Annotated in this window: 17 protein-coding genes and 1 tRNA gene; 11 read left to right on the forward strand and 7 right to left on the reverse strand. The window is 30.9% G+C overall.

Features of this window, described 5'->3' with window-relative positions; all coding sequences use genetic code 11:
* Positions 1 to 29: 29 nt before the first annotated feature.
* The 5 genes from QO190_RS02130 (at position 30) to QO190_RS02150 (ending at position 5,045) form a co-directional block, all read left to right on the forward strand.
* Positions 30 to 102 (forward strand) — tRNA-Met (locus QO190_RS02130).
* Between the two features lie 121 nt (positions 103 to 223).
* Positions 224 to 1,636, forward strand: coding sequence for a CotH kinase family protein (locus QO190_RS02135; protein WP_371461380.1), 1,413 nt, complete (start codon positions 224 to 226; stop codon positions 1,634 to 1,636).
* 179 nt (positions 1,637 to 1,815) lie between these two features.
* Positions 1,816 to 2,175 carry a BlaI/MecI/CopY family transcriptional regulator gene (locus tag QO190_RS02140; protein WP_069798227.1) on the forward strand — a complete coding sequence of 120 codons (360 nt, stop codon included), beginning with the start codon at positions 1,816 to 1,818 and terminating at the stop codon, positions 2,173 to 2,175.
* Positions 2,176 to 2,241: 66 nt separating this feature from the next.
* Positions 2,242 to 4,164 (forward strand): M56 family metallopeptidase, encoded by a 1,923-nt coding sequence (locus QO190_RS02145; protein WP_371461379.1) that lies wholly within the window; start codon positions 2,242 to 2,244, stop codon positions 4,162 to 4,164.
* Positions 4,165 to 4,184: 20 nt separating this feature from the next.
* Positions 4,185 to 5,045, forward strand: a complete 861-nt coding sequence (locus QO190_RS02150; protein ID WP_371461378.1) for a GLPGLI family protein — start codon at positions 4,185 to 4,187, stop codon at positions 5,043 to 5,045.
* 140 nt (positions 5,046 to 5,185) lie between these two features.
* On the opposite strand, the gene fsa is transcribed toward QO190_RS02150, so the two are convergent.
* The gene (gene fsa, locus QO190_RS02155; protein WP_069798232.1) at positions 5,186 to 5,839 is read right to left on the reverse strand and encodes a fructose-6-phosphate aldolase; all 654 of its coding nucleotides are present in this window, start codon (positions 5,837 to 5,839) and stop codon (positions 5,186 to 5,188) included.
* A 260-nt stretch (positions 5,840 to 6,099) separates the two neighbouring features.
* Here fsa and pepE point away from each other — a divergent pair, with 260 nt between their 5' ends.
* Positions 6,100 to 6,792, forward strand: coding sequence for a dipeptidase PepE (pepE, locus tag QO190_RS02160; protein WP_371461377.1), 693 nt, complete (start codon positions 6,100 to 6,102; stop codon positions 6,790 to 6,792).
* A gap of 79 nt (positions 6,793 to 6,871) precedes the next feature.
* Here pepE and QO190_RS02165 read toward each other — a convergent pair whose 3' ends face one another.
* Entirely contained in the window at positions 6,872 to 7,282 is a 411-nt protein-coding gene (locus QO190_RS02165) for an acyl-CoA thioesterase (RefSeq protein ID WP_371461376.1), read from the reverse strand.
* A gap of 135 nt (positions 7,283 to 7,417) precedes the next feature.
* Between QO190_RS02165 and dnaA the strand changes: the two genes are divergently transcribed.
* The 3 genes from dnaA (at position 7,418) to QO190_RS02180 (ending at position 10,172) form a co-directional block, all read left to right on the forward strand.
* Positions 7,418 to 8,869: a chromosomal replication initiator protein DnaA gene (gene dnaA / locus QO190_RS02170; RefSeq protein ID WP_069798238.1), complete on the forward strand. Its 1,452-nt coding sequence runs from the start codon at positions 7,418 to 7,420 to the stop codon at positions 8,867 to 8,869.
* Positions 8,870 to 8,965: 96 nt separating this feature from the next.
* Positions 8,966 to 9,424, forward strand: coding sequence for a low molecular weight protein-tyrosine-phosphatase (locus QO190_RS02175; protein ID WP_371461374.1), 459 nt, complete (start codon positions 8,966 to 8,968; stop codon positions 9,422 to 9,424).
* A 49-nt stretch (positions 9,425 to 9,473) separates the two neighbouring features.
* Positions 9,474 to 10,172, forward strand: coding sequence for an SAM-dependent methyltransferase (locus QO190_RS02180; RefSeq protein ID WP_069798243.1), 699 nt, complete (start codon positions 9,474 to 9,476; stop codon positions 10,170 to 10,172).
* A 2-nt stretch (positions 10,173 to 10,174) separates the two neighbouring features.
* Here the strand turns inward: QO190_RS02180 and QO190_RS02185 are convergent, their stop codons facing one another.
* The 3 genes from QO190_RS02185 to QO190_RS02195 form a co-directional block, all read right to left on the reverse strand.
* Positions 10,175 to 10,570: a hypothetical protein gene (locus QO190_RS02185; RefSeq protein ID WP_371461373.1), complete on the reverse strand. Its 396-nt coding sequence runs from the start codon at positions 10,568 to 10,570 to the stop codon at positions 10,175 to 10,177.
* Positions 10,571 to 10,657: 87 nt separating this feature from the next.
* Entirely contained in the window at positions 10,658 to 11,548 is an 891-nt protein-coding gene (locus tag QO190_RS02190; protein WP_371461371.1) for a DUF4349 domain-containing protein, read from the reverse strand.
* A gap of 107 nt (positions 11,549 to 11,655) precedes the next feature.
* Positions 11,656 to 12,111, reverse strand: coding sequence for a DUF962 domain-containing protein (locus QO190_RS02195; protein ID WP_371461435.1), 456 nt, complete (start codon positions 12,109 to 12,111; stop codon positions 11,656 to 11,658).
* 163 nt (positions 12,112 to 12,274) lie between these two features.
* On the opposite strand from QO190_RS02195, the gene QO190_RS02200 reads away from it, so the two are divergent.
* A complete protein-coding gene (locus QO190_RS02200; RefSeq protein WP_371461370.1) occupies positions 12,275 to 12,979 on the forward strand; it encodes a class I SAM-dependent methyltransferase in 705 nt (234 codons plus the stop codon).
* A 3-nt stretch (positions 12,980 to 12,982) separates the two neighbouring features.
* Here the strand turns inward: QO190_RS02200 and QO190_RS02205 are convergent, their stop codons facing one another.
* Both QO190_RS02205 and metG read right to left on the reverse strand, forming a co-directional pair.
* The gene (locus tag QO190_RS02205) at positions 12,983 to 13,573 is read right to left on the reverse strand and encodes a hypothetical protein (RefSeq protein ID WP_371461368.1); all 591 of its coding nucleotides are present in this window, start codon (positions 13,571 to 13,573) and stop codon (positions 12,983 to 12,985) included.
* 133 nt (positions 13,574 to 13,706) lie between these two features.
* Positions 13,707 to 15,740: a methionine--tRNA ligase gene (metG, locus tag QO190_RS02210; RefSeq protein WP_371461367.1), complete on the reverse strand. Its 2,034-nt coding sequence runs from the start codon at positions 15,738 to 15,740 to the stop codon at positions 13,707 to 13,709.
* A gap of 363 nt (positions 15,741 to 16,103) precedes the next feature.
* Here metG and QO190_RS02215 point away from each other — a divergent pair, with 363 nt between their 5' ends.
* A complete protein-coding gene (locus QO190_RS02215) occupies positions 16,104 to 18,827 on the forward strand; it encodes a SusC/RagA family TonB-linked outer membrane protein (protein ID WP_371461366.1) in 2,724 nt (907 codons plus the stop codon).
* Positions 18,828 to 18,836 lie beyond the last annotated feature (9 nt).

The raw sequence follows: 18,836 nt of genomic DNA on the forward strand, positions 1-18,836 counted from the left end.
AAAATTGTTATATATTTGCACCACAATAACGCGAGATGGAGCAGTAGGTAGCTCGTCGGGCTCATAACCCGAAGGTCACAGGTTCGAGTCCTGTTCTCGCTACTAAGTTAAAAGAGAATTACGAAAGTAATTCTCTTTTTTTTGAAATAAGCTATTATAAATCATAGAATTTTGGTAATTTTTTATAAGATAATTGATGTAGTTTTGTTTCAAATTTCTAATTATGAAAAAATTTTTTCTGTTCAGTATTCTTTTACTTTTAGTCACTTGTAGAAATCAAGAAGAGAACAATCCTATAACTCCAGATCCTCCGTTATTTCAACAGGCATATCAACCGCCTTATTTTCAAACAGATTCTCAAAAATTCATTTATGATATTAATGCATTGCCAGAAATTACGGTAGAAGTTTCTCTTGCAGAATGGAATAAATTTTTGAATTTTTACGACCAAAATCCCAATAATGAAGAATATGTAGCCGGGAAATTCACTTGGGTGAAAAACGGAACTACAGAAATTTTAGATAATATAGGATTGCGACTTAAGGGAAATACCAGCAGAAGAAGACCAGAAGGTAATCCCGGAGAAACACATAATGCGACCAATCCAGATTGGCATCATGCAAGTTTTACCGTGAGTTTCAAGAAATATAATAAATCCCAACTCTTTCATAATTCTGAAAAAGTGGTTCTCAAATGGTTTAAAGATGATGCAATGTATGCCAGAGAAGTCTATTCTTATGATTTATTTGAGAAATTTGGAGTTTGGACTGCACCACAATCCAGTTATTGTAAACTCACCATTAAAGTGACTGGAGATAACAAAGCCGCTTATTTTGGAGTTTATCAGTTGCAAGAACCTGTTGACGATGTTTATTTAGCCAATAGAAGTACGTTTTTTTCTACGACTGGAAATTTATGGAAAGCGAATTGGGGAGCAAGTTTTAAAGATGCTTCCACTTCGAATATGGGAATTGAAGATGTAACTTTAACCTATACTAATACGCCGACTTACGATTATAAAGGCAGTAAATCTAATCTGGAAACAGCAAAAACACAATTAGCCGATTTCATCACGAATGTTAATTCCAAAAATGGTGATGATTTTAAAACTTATATTTCACAAAAAATGGAAGTTAATCTATTTTTGAAAACCTATGCCGTAAATGTAATGGTAGGAATGTGGGATGATTATTGGAATAATTCTAATAATTTTTATTTCTATTTTGATGCTGCAGGAAAATTTTATTTCATTCCTTATGATTATGACAATACTTTGGGAACATCTCTTCTGATGACAGATTCTGGTATTCAAAATCCTTTAACTTGGGGAAAAAGCGACCAAAATCCTTTGGTTTCAAAAGTTTTATCTATTCCTGAATATAAAACTCTATATATCAAATATTTAAATGATTTGATTGACAAAAAATACGATTTATTTTATCTCGATTACAGTCAACAAAGAATTCAGAAGTGGCAAAATATGATTGCATCGCATGTTTCTAATGATACTGGCGAAGATATGACCATTACAGATGTTCCTGCATCTTGGGGGAATTGTGGTTTTTACCGATTAAAAGGTAATAGTTCTACCGATAATTACTTCGTGAGAAAGGCTGCAAGTATCCCTAAAAATTAATTTATTCTATTGATTGTCATTTTGTTATAAAAATTTAACATTATTTTAACTAATTTTTTAGTGATAAAAGAAAATCTTTTCTAAATTTGTATCACTAAATAATTAGTTATGATTTCTTTTTTGTTAAATTTGATTTTAGAAATAGTTAATTTCTTCTTATCAATAATGATGTAATGATTATGACAGCAAAAACACTTACAAAAGCAGAGGAACAAGTAATGCAATATCTTTGGGAGTTAGAAAAAGGTTTCTTAAAAGATATATTAGAGCTTTTTCCAGAACCGAAACCTCATACCAACACCGTTTCTACCATTTTAAAAATTTTGATGGAAAAAGAGTTTGTAGGGCATAATGTTCACGGAAGACAGCACGAATATTTCCCGCTCATTTCAAAAGAAACCTACAGCGGAAAATCCATAAAAAGTTTAGTGAAGAACTATTTTGAAGGTTCTTACAGAAACGCTGTTTCATTTTTGGTAGAAAAAAATGAGATGAGTGTAGAAGATTTAGAAATGCTTCTAAAAGAACTTAAAAAATAATGAGTAAGAAGTGTAACAGCTTCGTCATTCGCAATTACTTATTAATCAACACTTAAAACAAAAACTATGGAAACAATATTCCTGTATTTCGGAAAGATGATTTTAGTTTCGGCGGTAATGTCGGCATATTATCTTTTGTTTCTTCGCGACAAAACTTTTCACCATTATAACAGATTTTACCTTCTGGGAACGATGGTTTTAAGTCTTTTGTTGCCGCTTTTAAAAGTAGAATATTTTACTATAGAAACTGATAGTAGAATTTTATTATTGCTGAATCAATTCAACCAAAATTCTTCTCAAGAAGTTGAAAATTCTTTCAATTTTTGGGATTTTGGAGCTTTGATTTTGGGAATTGTTTCCTTTTATCTTTTGGCTAAATTAACTTTAGGATTGGTGAAAATTCATCAACTCAAAAAAGAATTCCCAAAGGAAAGCATAGAAGGAATTACCTTTTATAACACCAATTTGCATGATGCTCCGTTTTCGTTTTTTAGAAATTTGTTTTGGAAAAAATCGATTCTGATCAACTCAGATTTAGGAAAACAAATCCTGAAACACGAAATGGTACACATAGAACAAAAACACAGTTTTGATAAACTGTTTGTCCAAATTATTCAATCGCTGTTTTGGTTTAATCCAATTTTTTACTTCATCAAAAAAGAAATCACCCTTATTCATGAATATTTGGCAGACAAAAAAGCTGTGAAAAACGCGGACACTAGAGCATTTGCGCAGATGCTTTTGGCGAGTAATTTCTCCGGAAATGTATTGCCTGCAACCAGTCCGTTTTTATCATCAAACCTTAAAAAACGACTAAAAATGCTTACACAAAAAAATACAAAATACAGTTATGCGCGCAGAATTTTGGCTTTGCCAATTCTTTTCGGGGTTTCCTTTGCGCTATTGGTAAATGCTAAAAATATTGAAATTAAAAAGCAAAATAAAGCCATAGAAATTGCGGTTCAGGAACTTAAAAAAGATACCGTTAAAGAAAAAGATGTGCAAAAACTGTTAGAAGCTCAACAAGCGAAAATTAATAAAGCTTCTGAAAAAATCAAAAAAGAGAACGAAAAAATAGCTGCTCTTAGCGAACAAACTCGTAAAAAATCTGAAGAGTTACAGAAAATTGCAAAAGAAAAAGGTGCAGATAGTTATGATTATGAATTGAAAGCCAAAGAATTAGAAAATCTTGGAAACGAAATTGATAGAATTGCTAATTCTGAAGCGTATCAGAATAATTGGAAAGAATTTGAGTTAAATTTTACTGAAATGGATAAGGTTTTTAATTCAGATGAATTTAAAAATCAGTTCAAAATGAATGAGGAAAAAATGAAGGAGCTCGAAAAGAAGTTTAATTCTAAAGAATTTAAAGATAAAATTATTAGAATTCAGAAAGTGAGAACTCCTCAAATGATGGATTTAGAAGTTCCAGAACCAATAACTCCACCTATAAGTATAGAAAAGTTAAAAAACAGCCCAAATTCTAATCTTACGAAAGAAGAAATCAAAAAATTAGATAAACTGTCAAAAGAAAGAGCCGAACTTTCAAAAAAACAAGCAGAACTCGCCAAGAAACAAGCCGAAATTGCCAAACAACAGGCAGAAATTTCTAGAAAATATGCTCAAAATAATCCTTTGGGGATTAGAACTCCAGAACCTAAAAGCGGAAAGATAATTATTATGTCTGATGCTAAATTTAAAGATGATAATGGTAATGTAAAAGGAAGAGTAATTAATAAAAATTCTGACGGAATTACTATTAGTTTTAGCGGTATTGAAAAGTCTAATTCAAGTATTTTTAATGATAATACCAAAATCTACATCAATGGTAAACTTTCTACAAAAGAAGAAATGGATAAATTAAATCCTAATGATATTGCTACGGTAAACGTAAATAAAAACGTGAATAATGGTAAAGAAGAAGGCGAAATAAGAATTCAAACCAAAAAAAAATTCCTAATTAATCCTTCAAAGATTCTAAATCCTTGAAGGATTTTTAAAATTATTATATGAAAAAATTACTTTTTACTTTTTTGTTGATTTCAGCATTCTTTTCGGCGCAGAATAGATTTATCTATGATTATAAATTTGTGACGGATTCTACCAACAAAGCGGACGTGAAATCAGAACTTATGTATCTGGATATTTCTGAGAAAGGCTCTAAGTTTTACAGTAGAGAAGTGTACGTTTCGGATTCTATCATGACGGCTGCTTTTGAGAAGCAAATTAAAGCGACTGGAAGTATGAATGTAGATATGAAAGCCATGTCTATGAGAAAAGGCAGCGTACGCTATAAAATTCATAAAAATTACCCTTCTTTCGATACCTATTCATTAACCAGAAGCGGAATGGATGCTTATAAAGTGTGGGACAAAAGAAAAATTCAATGGAAAATTCTTCCAGAAAAACAAAAAATAGGAGAGTTCGAGGCACAAAAAGCGGTTACGGAATTTGCAGGAAGAAAATGGACGGCTTGGTTTACCGAGGAATTGCCTTTTCAAGATGGTCCTTATAAATTTAGAGGATTACCAGGATTGATTGTGAAACTAGAAGATGCTACTCAATCTCACGTTTTTGAGCTAAAAGCAGTAGGAAAATACAAAGAGGAAATTCAAAAAGTCTCTGAATTTGTAGGCAATGATAAATACATAGAAGTAAATCAAGAACAATACAAAAAAATATTTCTAGAAGACCGAAATGATCCAGCAAAATCCATGAAAATGGCGATGGCAAATGGAGCAGTACTTCAGTTCAGAGACCAAAACGGAAACGAAATTTCTGCATCGGAAATGATTAAAAGAAGAGAACAACAAGTCAAAGAAAATAACAAGCGAGACAACAATCTTTTAGAGTTAGACTTGCTTCAATGAAAAATATAAAATCCTGAAAATCTAAATTTTCAGGATTTTTATTTTTAGAAAACTCAAAATTTATTAGCCTCAATCCTAAAGGAAGTAAATTTTGAGTTTTTTATCATCTATCTTCCAACATCTAACATCCAGCATCTTTATTACATCATCTTTTTAGAATCTGCAATAAATTGAGCTAAACCGTTATCAGTTAAAGGGTGTTTTAGTAAAGATAAAATCGGAGCAAGAGGCGTTGTTACTACATCTGCACCAATCTTAGCACAGTTGATAATGTGCATAGAATGACGGATAGAAGCTGCTAGAATTTCAGTTTTGTAATCGTAGTTATCAAAAATAATTCTAATTTCTTCAATTAATGCTAATCCGTCTGTAGAAACATCATCTAATCTTCCTAAGAAAGGAGAAACGTAAGTAGCACCAGCTTTTGCAGCAAGAAGCGCTTGTCCAGCAGAGAAAATTAAAGTACAGTTGGTTTTAATTCCTTTATCTGTAAAATATTTTAATGCTTTAATTCCGTCTTTAATCATAGGAATTTTTACCACGATATTTGGGTGAATTGCAGCCAATTCTTCGCCTTCTTTTATCATTTCTTCGTAAGTAGTACTTAGAACTTCCGCAGAAATATCACCATCTACGATTTCGCAAATCGTTTTGTAGTGATTTTTAATTGCTTCAGCTCCAGAAATGCCTTCTTTCGCCATTAAACTTGGATTGGTCGTTACACCGTCTAGAATTCCTAAATCTTGTGCCTCTCTAATTTGGTCTAGATTAGCTGTATCAATAAAAAATTTCATGTTAAAATTATTTTTTGCAAAGATAAGGATTTAAGAGCCAAGTAAAAAGCGAAACGGAGTGAAATTGTAAAGTCGTGAAGTCGTTAATCTGTAAAATCGTGAAATCGTTTAATTGTGAATTGGTGTAAAATTAAGATTATTAACTTGACTCAGCGTGGAGAGCAATTTACCTTTTTTGAAAGGATATTTTCAATAAAATATTATATTTTTGCATTTTTATAACTACTTTACAAATTAACGACTTTACAACTTCACAAAAAATGAACGTTTTATTAGCTTCTACCTCTTCACTTTTTGGTGGGAAATATTTAGAATATATCAAAGAAGAAATTGCCGAATTATTCAGCGGAATAGACGAAATCATCTTTATTCCTTTTGCAAGACCAAGCGGAATTTCACATGAAGAATACACGCAAATTGCAAGAGATTTTTTTGAACAAATCAATATCAAAGTAAAAGGATTGCATGAATTCGAGGATAAAATTGCAGCGGTAAACGAAGCAAAAGGCTTTTTTACAGGCGGCGGAAATACTTTTCTCCTCGTGAAAACCTTACACGAAGAAAATTTAATGACCGTTTTATCAGAAAATGTAAAATCTGGAAAACCGTATTTAGGAACTTCTGCAGGAAGCAATATTGCAGGCCTTAACATGAAAACTACGAACGATATGCCAATTGTATATCCGCCAAGTTTTGACTGTATGGGATTGGTTCCGTTTAATATTAATCCACATTATTTAGACCCAAATCCAGATTTGAAACATAATGGAGAAACTAGAGAAACCAGAATCAAAGAATTCCTTACCCAAAATGAGGTAAAAGTAGTTGGTTTAAGAGAAGGAAACTGGATTAGAGTTCTTGGTGATAAAATTACAACAGAAGGAACACAACTGACTAGAATTTTCGAGAAAGGAAAAGAACCTTATGAATTAGAATCTGGAAAATCCTTGTAAAATCTTGATAAAGAATTTGGTAAAATAAGAAGTGAAATGATTTTTGTCATCTCACTTTTTTATTTTTGTTTTTTTTTGCTTATTCCTTCCAATTTTCTTGGATGAGTTCCATTAAGAAATCAGGGCATCTAGACACTTTGTTGGTTGTAGCGTCTAAGAAAAAAAGAGTAGTAGATGCTTCCGTGATTTTTTGTTTAGAATCATTATAAATTTCATATTCAAATTCTATTTTCACTCCCGGAACTTTTTTTACATACGTATGAATTTCTAAAATTTCGTCATAAAAAGCAGGTTTTAAATACTTGATTTTATACTCCGAAACTGGTAGCCAAATCCCGCGTTTTTCGATTTCATCGTATGAAATTCCAAGGGTTCTAAACAACTCCACTCTAGCAACTTCTAGGTATTCTGCATAGTTGCCATAGTAGACATATTTCATGGGGTCTGTTTCTCCGTAACGTACTCGTAATGTGTAAGTTGTGTGTATCATTTTAGCTTTTCTTTAATACATACAAATATATTTTTAAAAAAGCAATACCCCAAAAATTTTTTTAAGAAATAATTATTTTTCATATTTGTCTTCCCGATAAAATTAATCAGAGAAAATTATTTAGCAGAGAAAAAAATGGATCAAAACTTAGGCTTGATTTGGGAGCGTTGTCTTAAATTTATGCGAGACAATTTGAGCGCTTCTGAGCATGAAGATGTAAAAAAACTAGAACACTCATTCGACTTATTGTTTGACAGGGTACAACCTGTGTCATTAATTAACCACAATCTTACATTGTTGGTTCCTTCTGACTTCTATAAAGAATATATAGAAGAAAATTACCTTTCTCTACTCTCTGCAGCTCTCAAAAAAAATATCGGAAAAGGAGTTAAATTGTGGTATTCTGTAATGGAAAATAAACCACAAGGATTAGAAAAACCCGCTACTCAAAATTATAAAGGAATTTCTGTACAAGCTCCGAAAGTTCAAGAGGTGCTTCCTACTACAGTTTCTAAAAGTTTAGTTAATCCTTTTGTAGTTCCAGGAATTAAAAAGGTAAACATAGATGCTAACCTTAACCCAAATTTATCATTTGATAATTTTGTAGAAGGAGAGAGCAATAAATTTGCATGTACCGTAGCTAAAACCATTGCTAAAAGACCAGGTGCAACTTCTTTTAACCCATTATTCATTCATGGTGGAGTAGGTGTAGGAAAAACTCACTTAGCTCATGCAATTGGTTTAGATATTAAACAGAATCTTCCAGATAAAGTTGTTTTATATTTATCATCAGAAAAATTTATCCAGCAGTTTGTTTCTGCGGCGAAAGCTCAGAATAAAACAGATTTTGGTAACTTTTACCAAATGGTAGATGTTCTAATTATCGATGATATTCAGTTCCTTTCTGGTAAGGCTGCAACTCAGGATATGTTCTTCCACATTTTTGATCATTTGCATCAAAACGGAAAACAAATTATCTTAACTTCTGATAAAGCTCCTGCAGATATTCAGGATATTCAAGAAAGAATTGTTTCTCGTTTTAAATGGGGATTAAGTGCAGAAGTAAAATCTCCAGATTTTGATACAAGAAAGAAAATTATCGTAGATAAACTTCACAGAGATGGTATCGTTTTAAAAGATGATATGGTAGATTTTTTAGCTGGAGAAGTAAAATCTAACGTGAGAGAACTTATTGGTGTAATTAATTCTGTGATTGCGCATTCTATGATTTCTAAATCAGATTTAAGTCTAGATTTATTGAAAGAAACCATTAACAAGATTGCAGCAAATCAAAAGAAAACCATCAATATTCCATATATTCAAGAAGTGGTTTGCGAATATTTCGGTATTCAGAGAGAGCAATTGCTGTCTAAAACTAGAAAAAGAGAAATTGCATTGCCTAGACAATTAGCGATGTATTTCGCGAAAGAATATACCAATGCTACTTTTACTAAAATTGGCGAAGAAATGGGCGGAAAAGACCATTCTACGGTAATGTATGCTTGTGAAACCATCAGAGATGTTTCTAAAATTGACAAAGAACTGAAGAAATATCTGAAAGAAATTAAAGATAAAATCTTTGAATAAAATTTAGGTCTTTGACCTATTGATAATATATATATTGAGGAATTTTTTAAATTTAGATTTGAAAAATTCCTTTTTTAATTAAATGACGACTTACTTATGAAAATTTTAATGGTTTGCCTCGGAAATATATGCAGAAGTCCATTAGCAGAAGGAATTTTGCGTTCTAAAATTTCAGAAAAACATATCGTAGCAAGTGCAGGAACAATTTCTTTTCATGAAGGTTCACCTCCTGATAAACGTTCTACCAAAATTGCCAAAGAACATGGCGTAGATATTTCTCATCAAAGAGCTAATTACTTTACCGAAAAGCATTTAGAAGACTTTGATAAGATTTTTTGCATGGATTTAAAAAATTTAGAAGATGTATTGTCAAAAGCCAAATCTGAAGAACAGAGAAGTAAAGTTTCCTTGATTATGGAAGAAGTTGGCGTTTTATCTGATGAAAAAATAGAAGTTCCAGATCCGTATTATGGCGATATGAGTGATTTCGAAAAGGTGTATAAAATGTTAGATCAAGCTTGTGAAGTTATTGCTCAAAAGTACAACTTGAAGTAAATTTTCTAAAAATTGATTACTTTTATCTCTAATTAAATTTTTTTAAAACATGTTGTTTCTAATCCCAGCTTATTTATCCGAAGAATCTCCGATAGACTATTTTGCACCATCGATTAAAGAATATATTCTTAAAACCGATTATTTTTTCGTGGAAAACGAAAAAACAGCCAGAAAAGTCATTAAATTTTTTGCCCCAGAAAAAAAACAAAGTGATTTAAAGCTTTTTCTTTTGGATAAATATTCTGAATCTAATGATTTAAAAGAAGCGCAAAAACTCATGAAATCTGGTCAGGATTTTGGTTTGCTTTCTGAAGCGGGATTGCCTTGTATTGCAGATCCTGGAAATCTGATGGTAAAATGGTGTCATGAGAATAATATAAAAGTAATCCCAATTAATGGGCCGAGCTCTATCATTTTAGCTCTGATTTCGAGTGGCTTTAATGGACAGGAATTTACCTTTCATGGATATTTGCCAATTGATAAAGAGCAAAAGAAAAAACAGATTCTCTTTCTAGAAAATCAAGTTCAAAAGTCAGGATATTCTCAGATTTTTATGGAAACGCCTTATAGAAATAATCAACTTTTAGAAGATTTAATTAAATTTCTCAATCCGAATACGAAACTTTGTATCGCTGCAAATATAAATCATCCTACAGAAGAATTTATCAAAACTTTAAAAATCTCTGATTGGAAAAATAAAAAACCGGAACTTCATAAAATTCCGGCGGTATTTGTTTTGGGGAAATAAACTTATTTTTTCTTGTAAGTATAAATATATCCATCATTTACGTCATCACTTAGAATCAATGTTTTTTCTTCATTGTTTACAATCATTTTGTCTGGTGCATTAGAAAAATCGATGTAAACTCTTTCGTAATGTTCTAAATTAGAGACATTTTTATAAAGAGAAAATGTACCTTCATTGGTTACTGTACCATTAGTAGTAATGGTGTATTTTTTATCAGAATCTAATTTCATGATAATTGTTTTTCCACTTGAAGCAGGTGTTTCTGTGGTGTTTCCAACTCCACCTATAGAAGAAACCCATTCCCATTCTCCAACTACTGGACTCACATCTGTATCGTCTTCACTTCTACAAGAAAAAACAGCCAAAAATGCGAATATTGCAAAGATTAAATTTTTCATATTTTTTATTTTATGAAACAAATTTACGTTTATTTTTTATAAATTATTCAATGAAATTTATCATTACTGATTTTTGTTATAATAAATCTATTCTTTTTTTGATTTTCTTTTTCTCCATTTTTTAATTGAATAAATGATTATTGGAAGCGTCAATAAAAATGGCCAAAGTGCGACAATTTCTAATAAAAAATTGATGAAAAGATTCCAACCATTTGCTAATGAATCTACTAATCTGCTTCCGAAACCAATTTTAGATGTAATGGTGTTTCTGGGTTTTTCTTTGGTTAAAGTTAAATCTAATGTGCTGTAATTTACTTGGTCATCTATGTAGCGAAGTTTGCCTTTAGAAGATTCTATTTCTTCTTCTAAACCACGAATTTTTTCTTGAATTTCTAGTAAATCTTTGGTAGAAGCGCTTCGTTTTAATAACTCTCTGTATTTTTCTAGATAGGTGAGTTTATTTTCTAATCTTATGGCTACATCTGTATATTCTTCGGTTACGTCTTCTGCTCGAATATTTTTTTGTGTTACAGAGCCTATTCCTTCTGAAAAAGAATTAATTAAACCATCAAAATTCTGATTAGGCACTCTAATTTCCATAGAAATAGTCGTTTCTGTTTCGTCATTAGAATAGTTTTCATTCTGAATATAGCCTTTGAAATTTTTAACAACGTTTTGTACTTTTTCTTGTGCAGATTTTATGTCACCTACATCAATCATCATATTTCCATTTTTGATGATTTTTTTGGAAATAGCATTTTTATTCGTTGGTTTTGATGAGTTGGGAGAACTTTCATTTACACTTACCGCTGCAGAATCTACTAATTTAATTTCTGCGAGAGGTGGAGGAGCGTTATAATTTGCAGATTTTGCTGCAATCATAGGTTCAGCAATCATTGCCAAATCTGCACTAACTGATTTGTCTTTACTACAATTCAAAAGAGAAAGAATTGTAAAAAAATATAAGATTGTTTTCATAGGAAAGAAATTTAAGTTAATTTTCCTATTGCAACTATTGTGCTAAATTTTTCAAAAAATAAAAATCCTTGAATTTTTTTCAAGGATTTATGATAAATTTCATTAAATTAATATGGAATTCCGATTTTCTTTAATATAAAATGCAAAAGCCAAATTGGTCCAATCAATAAAAACTGTAAATCCTTTAAGAAACTCGGTTTTTTACCTTCAATTTTATGACCGATGAACTGAAAAATCCATGTGATGACGAAGATTAATAAGTAAATGAAAACTGGTTTTTCAAAAATTTCATTAATTATTGAGGCGCAATAAAACATTAACAAAACTATAAAAAACATTATTATTCCTATAGTCTTAGATAATCTAAAATAGAATATTGTTAAAAAGATTATTGACAATATAGAAATTAAACTTAGAAATAAATCACCAAAATTCAAATGAGTTATTGTCCATTCTGTGTATTGAGAAGTATTATTTAATGTTATAGTTGTTGCTGATCTAGGAATCAGACTGATAAATCCTACTATGGTAAAGAAAATTAAAGGAACGCAAATCCAATGAATAAATTTGTTGGTTTACTTTTGGTGACTTTCTGCGTATTCTGCGAAAAGTTGGTCTATTTTTCTCATATTTTTTAAATTTTATTAAAAGTAATAAATCCATTCTAAAGTCAGAATATTTTTTGAAATTTTAAATTATGTGATTCCTAATTAATATTTTTGCAAAATGAAAGACTTAATGGGACGCGCAATTTGGGATTATTATTACCAAGAAAATCCTGAAGATTTACAAACCGAAACTTCTATCTCAGAACTGGATGATTTGCCAGTTTCTTATCTTTTCAGAGATTATCAAGAAATGAATGCTTTAGAAAAAAAAGCTTTGGATTTATCTTTTGGTAAAGTTTTAGATGTAGGTTCTGGAGCGGGTTCACATAGCCTTTATCTGCAAAATTTAAGAAAATTAGAGGTTACCGCACTAGATATTTCCCCAAAATCTATTGAAATTTGTAAAGCAAGAGGTGTGAAAAATGCGATTTGTGAAGATTTGCTTCAATTTTCTGAAAAGAATTTTGATACCGTTTTGCTTTTGATGAATGGAACTGGGATTTTTCAAAGTTTAGAACACATTGACCAATACTTGCAAAAACTGAAAAGTTTAGTTGCTGAAAACGGACAAATTCTCTTAGACAGTACAGATATTTTGTATATGTATGACCAAGATGAAGATGGTGGAGTTCTGGTTCCTGCAACAGGTTATTACGGAGAATTAGATTATTATTTGTATTACAAAGGAGAATCTGAACTGCCAATGAAATGGTTGTATTTAGATTTTGATACCTTAGAAAATGCAGCGATTGCTAATGGTTTTAAAATTCAAAAAATTGAACAACTAGAAGATTCTTATTTGGCTCAACTTACGTTAAAGTAAGGTTTATTCTACATTCCAAAGTAGAAAATTGATGATGTCTATTCTTTTTCTTTGGTTTTCATCAAATAAATCTTGAAAAATTTCAAAACGATAAGGAATCGTTAATGCAAATTTATCACGATTAATTTCATCTGTGATTTTAGAAAGTTCTATATAGGTTTCGTTTGGAATTTGTTTGGCAATTTCTAGAAAAAGAGCATTGTATTTTTGTTTTTCTTCGTCTGAGATTTTTTCATCAGATAAAAGATTTCCTCTGTTAAAGAAAACTGCGTTGATATCTGGATAAGATTCACCTAAAGACTTTAGAGTAATGGCTTTGTAAAGTTCATCGTCATTAGAAATTTTATTAATTATTTTTAACTCATTATTAATTTTAGCAAAATAATTTATACTTAATTTTTTTAAGTTTTGTTTCAATTCATATGATAAATTTAGACTTTTTCTTTTGTTAAGATAATTTGCTTTTAACTTATATTTTTGTTGCTGATAAAAATTAATTCTTCTATCAGAATCATTTAACAATAAATTTTGAGCTTTAAAATTCCCCAATCCAAAAAATAAAAAACAGAGTAGAAGTGATTTTAGAAAATTCATATCGTTATATTTAAACTTTGTCAAAGATTTCTTTGCTTCGCAAAAACTTTGACAAAGTGTGATATCCAAAAATAAAAAAAGATTTCGGAAATATCTCCGAAATCTCTAATTATTTAATTGATTAATTTTTTAATTATCCAATTTCAATTCCGTTTTCTACGGTTTCATCAGGCGTTACGAAACTCAATTTTCCATCAGGTTTGGTTGTTAAAAGCAACATTCCTTGAGATTCAATTCCACGGATTTTTCTTGGAGCCAAGTTCAACAAAATCATCACTTGTTTTCCAACCACTTCTTCTGGCGTAAAACTTTCTGCAATACCAGAGACTACAGTTCTTACATCAACTCCGGTGTCTACTTTTAGTTTCAATAATTTATCTGCCTTTTCTACTTTTTCAGCTTCTAAAATAGTAGCAGTTCTTAAATCTATTTTGGTAAAATCGTCAAAAGTGATTTCTTCTTTCATAGGATTTGCTTTAGGATTGGTTTTTGCGTTAGATATTTTGGTGTTTTCTAATTTTTGAATTTGGAAATCAATGGTTTCGTCTTCAATTTTTGAGAAAAGAAGTGAACTTTCATTGATTGTATGTCCTGTTTTTACGAGAACTTGAGCATTTTCCACTTCTTGCCAAGAAATTTTCTCGGTATTGAACATTTTCAATAACTTTTCCGAAGAAAAAGGCATGAAAGGTTCACATAATTGTGCTAAACCAACCGCAATTTGTGCTCCTACAAACAATGAGTTTGCCGCTTTTTCAGGGTTATCTTTGATGGTTTTCCAAGGTTCTTCGGTTTGTAAATATTGATTTCCGAAACGTGCTAAATTCATTAAAGCTGAAAGAGCATTTCTGAATTCATATTTGCTTAAATATTCATTAATTTCTTTTGCAGCTTTAGAAATTTCAGAAAGTTCTTCTGCGTTTTCATTTCCTGCAGGAATCACTCCATCATAATATTTGTGAATGAGCACAGCAACTCTATTGATGAAATTTCCGAAAATACCCACCAATTCAGAATTATTTTTGGTTTGGAAATCCTTCCATGTAAAGTTATTATCCTTAGTTTCTGGTGCTGAAGAAAGCAATGCGTAACGCAAAACATCTTGTTGATCTGGGAATTCTTCTACATATTCATGCGCCCAAACTGCCCAGTTTCTAGAGGTAGAAATTTTATCATTTTCAAGATTTAAAAATTCAAAAGCAGGAACATTACTTGGCATAATATAATCTCCGTGAGCCTTCATCATTGCTGGGAAAATAATACAGTGAAACACAATATTATCTTTACCAATAAAGTGAATTAAGTCTGAATCTTCAGATTGCCAATAATCTTCCCAGTTTTTACCGTTTTTTGCAGCCCATTCTTTGGTGAAAGAAATGTAACCAATTGGCGCATCAAACCAAACGTAAAGCACTTTTCCTTCTGCATCAGGAAGTGGAACTTGTACCCCCCAATTTAAATCTCTGGTCATTGCTCTAGGTTTCAATCCATCATTGAGCCAAGATTTTACTTGTCCATATACATTAGGTTTCCAGTCGTCTTTATGGCCTTCTAAAATCCACTCGTTTAAGAAATCTTCATATTCATTTAAAGGAAGATACCAGTTTTTGGTTTCTTTAAGTACAGGAACGTTTCCACTCAATGCAGATTTTGGATTAATTAATTCTGAAGGAGAAAGGGTAGAACCGCATTTTTCGCATTGGTCACCATAAGCTCCATCATTTCCACATTTTGGGCAAGTTCCTACAATGTATCGGTCTGCCAAAAATTCGCCAGCTTGTTCATCATAATATTGTTCTGAGATTTCTTCGGTAAATTTTCCGTTTTCGTACATTTTTAGGAAGAAATCTTGAGAAGTTTTTTTGTGATTTTCTGAAGAAGTTCTAGAATATTCATCAAATGAAATGCCTAAGTCTTCAAAAGATTTTTTAATGATTGCGTGATATTTATCTACAATATCTTGAGGAGTTACGCCTTCTTTTTTTGCTCTAATGGTAATAGGAATTCCGTGTTCGTCTGAACCACAGATAAAAGCAACATCGCTCCCTAATCTTCTTTGGAAACGTGCGTAAACATCAGCAGGAATATATACTCCAGCTAAATGACCGATATGAACAGGACCGTTTGCATAGGGTAATGCAGCGGTAATCATTTTTCTCTTCTGCATGGAAAATTTTTTTGCAAAGATAAGGTTTTGTTTGCCTTTTTGGAAAATTTTGACTTCTTGGCTTATATTTTGGTTAAAATTTTCTTTGTTAACGATTGTTTAACATATCAAATTGCTAAACATTCGTTTGAAATATTGCGAAATTCTTTATTGTCTCATTGATGAGATAATAGGATGTATTTTATTGTTAATCAGTAATTTGTGTTTTAATTAATACAAAAGTGACTGATTCTTATCATGAATAATTAACAATTTTTATATAAATTTAATAAATATTTAAAAATTTCATAAATTAGCAATGCCTAATTGTAATAGCAATTATGCGATGTGAAAAATGAATATTAATCCTTAAATTTTATTTTTGTGAGAAACTATAGTAAAGTTTTAAAAATTGCTCCAGCTTTTTTATTGGCAGGAACAATTATGCTAGAAGCTCAACAAAGAGATTCAATTAAACAAAGAGACATTGAACAAGTTGTGCTTATTGGTTATGGAGCTAAAAAGAAGTCTGATTTAACAGGGTCTATTACAGCCCTAAGTGAAAAAGATTTTAATAAGGGAGCAATTACAAGTGCGGAAGGTTTATTAAATGGTAGAACGTCTGGGGTTGTTGTAACTCAGTCTGGTACACCGGGTAATGATGCCGTAATTAGAGTAAGGGGCGGTTCTTCTTTATTAAGTAGTAATGATCCTTTAATTGTTATTGATGGTTTGCCAGTAGAAGGTGGATTGTCCTCAATTAACCCTAATGATATTGAATCTTTTTCAATATTAAAAGATGCTTCTTCTACAGCAATTTATGGTAACAGAGGTTCTAATGGTGTAATTTTAATTACTACAAAAAAAGGTTCTAAAAAGAAATTACAAGTTTCTTTTAATTCTTTTACTACTTATAATACATTAGCTAAGAATGTTGATGTGTATAATGGAGATCAGTTCAGGGAAATTATTAATACAATGGCTCCTGATAAAGCGAATTTATTGGGGACAGCTAATACAAATTGGCAAGATTTAATCTTTAGAAACACAGCTTCTTTTGATAGTAATTTGTCTTTAATGGGCAACTTATTTGATAAGATTCCATCTAGATTAAGTATTGGTCATACAGAAAATGAAGGTCTTCTTTTGACATCTAATTACAAAAGATCAACAGCTTCTTTTACTTTGAACCCAACTTTATTTGATAATCATTTAAAGCTTAATATTTCTGGTAATTATACTTATGCGTTTAGAACAAACGCTGATGAAGGTGCTATTGGTAGCGCAATATCTTATGACCCTACCCAAAGTCCTTATGATGCACAAACACCTTTTGCTGGTTATAGAGAATGGTATCAGCAAGATGGAGCTAAATACTTTTTCCGTGGTACATCAAACCCACTATCTCAGTTATTAGAGAGAAGAAATATTGGTAATCATCATAGATTTTATGGAAACATTAACTTAGATTACAAATTTCACTTTTTACCAGAGTTAAGATTAATTGTAAATGCAGGTATAGATAAACAAGAAGGTGATGGCAAAACAGAAATTAGTTCTTTTGCAAGAGCAGGTTACTGGAATGGTTTACCTGTAGGTAATTTTACTGAAACAAACTATGATAATTTTAACAAAAATCTCAATACTCAATTAAACTATACTAAAAACTTTGGTAAACTAAGTTTTGATTTATTAGGAGGTTATGAGTATCAAAATTTTGATTATGAAAATTACAATTCTGCCAATCAATTATTATATGTACTAGATCCTAATAACAACGTTGCGGATACTTACACTGATCCAGGTGTTAACTTGCAAGCATTTTTTGGAAGATTAAATTTAGGATGGAATAATAACAGATATTTACTAACTGTAAATTATAGAAGAGATGGTTCTTCTAGATTTTCTAAAGATAATAGATGGGGTAACTTTGGAGGTGCAGCATTTGCCTGGAAGATGCATGAAGACTTATTTAAAGACAATAGTACTATTAATGAGCTGAAACTAAGATTAAGTGTTGGTGCTGTAGGTCAACAAGATATTGGTGGATATAAGATAGATTACTTTAAGCAGTATGATGTTTCTACCAATGCCAACTATCAATTTGGTACAGGAGCGAATACATATTACTTAATAGCAAGACCAAAAGGATACAATCAAAATCTAACTTGGGAATCTAGCACAAAATATAATGCTGGTTTAGATTTTTCATTATTTAGCAGAAGATTATCTGGAAATGTAGATGTTTATTTGGCAGATACTAAAGATTTATTATCCATAGTTGCGGAAGGAGCATTACAGAATTTAAGAGTCTTAGGTCCTAAAAACATTGGTTCTCTACAATCTAAAGGTTTAGATTTTAATTTAAACTATCAAATGTTTAAAAAAGAGAATTTTACTTTAGATGTTAACTACAACTTAAGTTATAATCATTTAGAAATTACAGAATTATTTACCGATAATATTCCACAAGGAGGAGTAGGACTTGGTGGTTATGTACAGACTCACAAAGTTGGTCTAGCTCCATTTTCTTATTGGGTATATCAACAGGTTTATGATAGTACAGGCAAGCCAATTGAAGGAGTGTATGTAGATAGAAATGGTGATGGTACAATAGACAGTTTTGATAAATATAATTACAAAAAACCTCAAGCAGACGTTACAATGGGCTTAATGATTGATGGTACATTTATGAAAAACTGGGATTACTCAATGGCTTGGAGAGCAAGTTTTGGTAACTATGTATATGATCAAGTAAATGCAGATAGAGCATACTTTTCAACAATTAATAATGTTGTAGATAATACCTTAGCAAATTCACCTTTAGATTTTGCAAAAACAGGATTTGCATTTGCTAATAAAGAAAGTGATTACTATATTAAAAATGCAAGCTATCTAAAATTAGATAATGTTACTTTAGGTTATACCATTAGGAATAACAACTTCATAGGTGATAGAACCTCTTTAAGAATATACGGAGGTGTGCAAAACGCATTAATTATAAGTGATTATAAAGGATTAGACCCAGAAGTCTTCAATAATGGTCTAGATGGAGTAATTTACCCTAGAGCTAGAATGTATATGCTTGGAGTAAACGTTAATTTTTAATTTAATCAA

Source organism: Cloacibacterium sp. Arc13 (assembly GCF_041431305.1).
Lineage (GTDB): Bacteria > Bacteroidota > Bacteroidia > Flavobacteriales > Weeksellaceae > Cloacibacterium > Cloacibacterium caeni_B.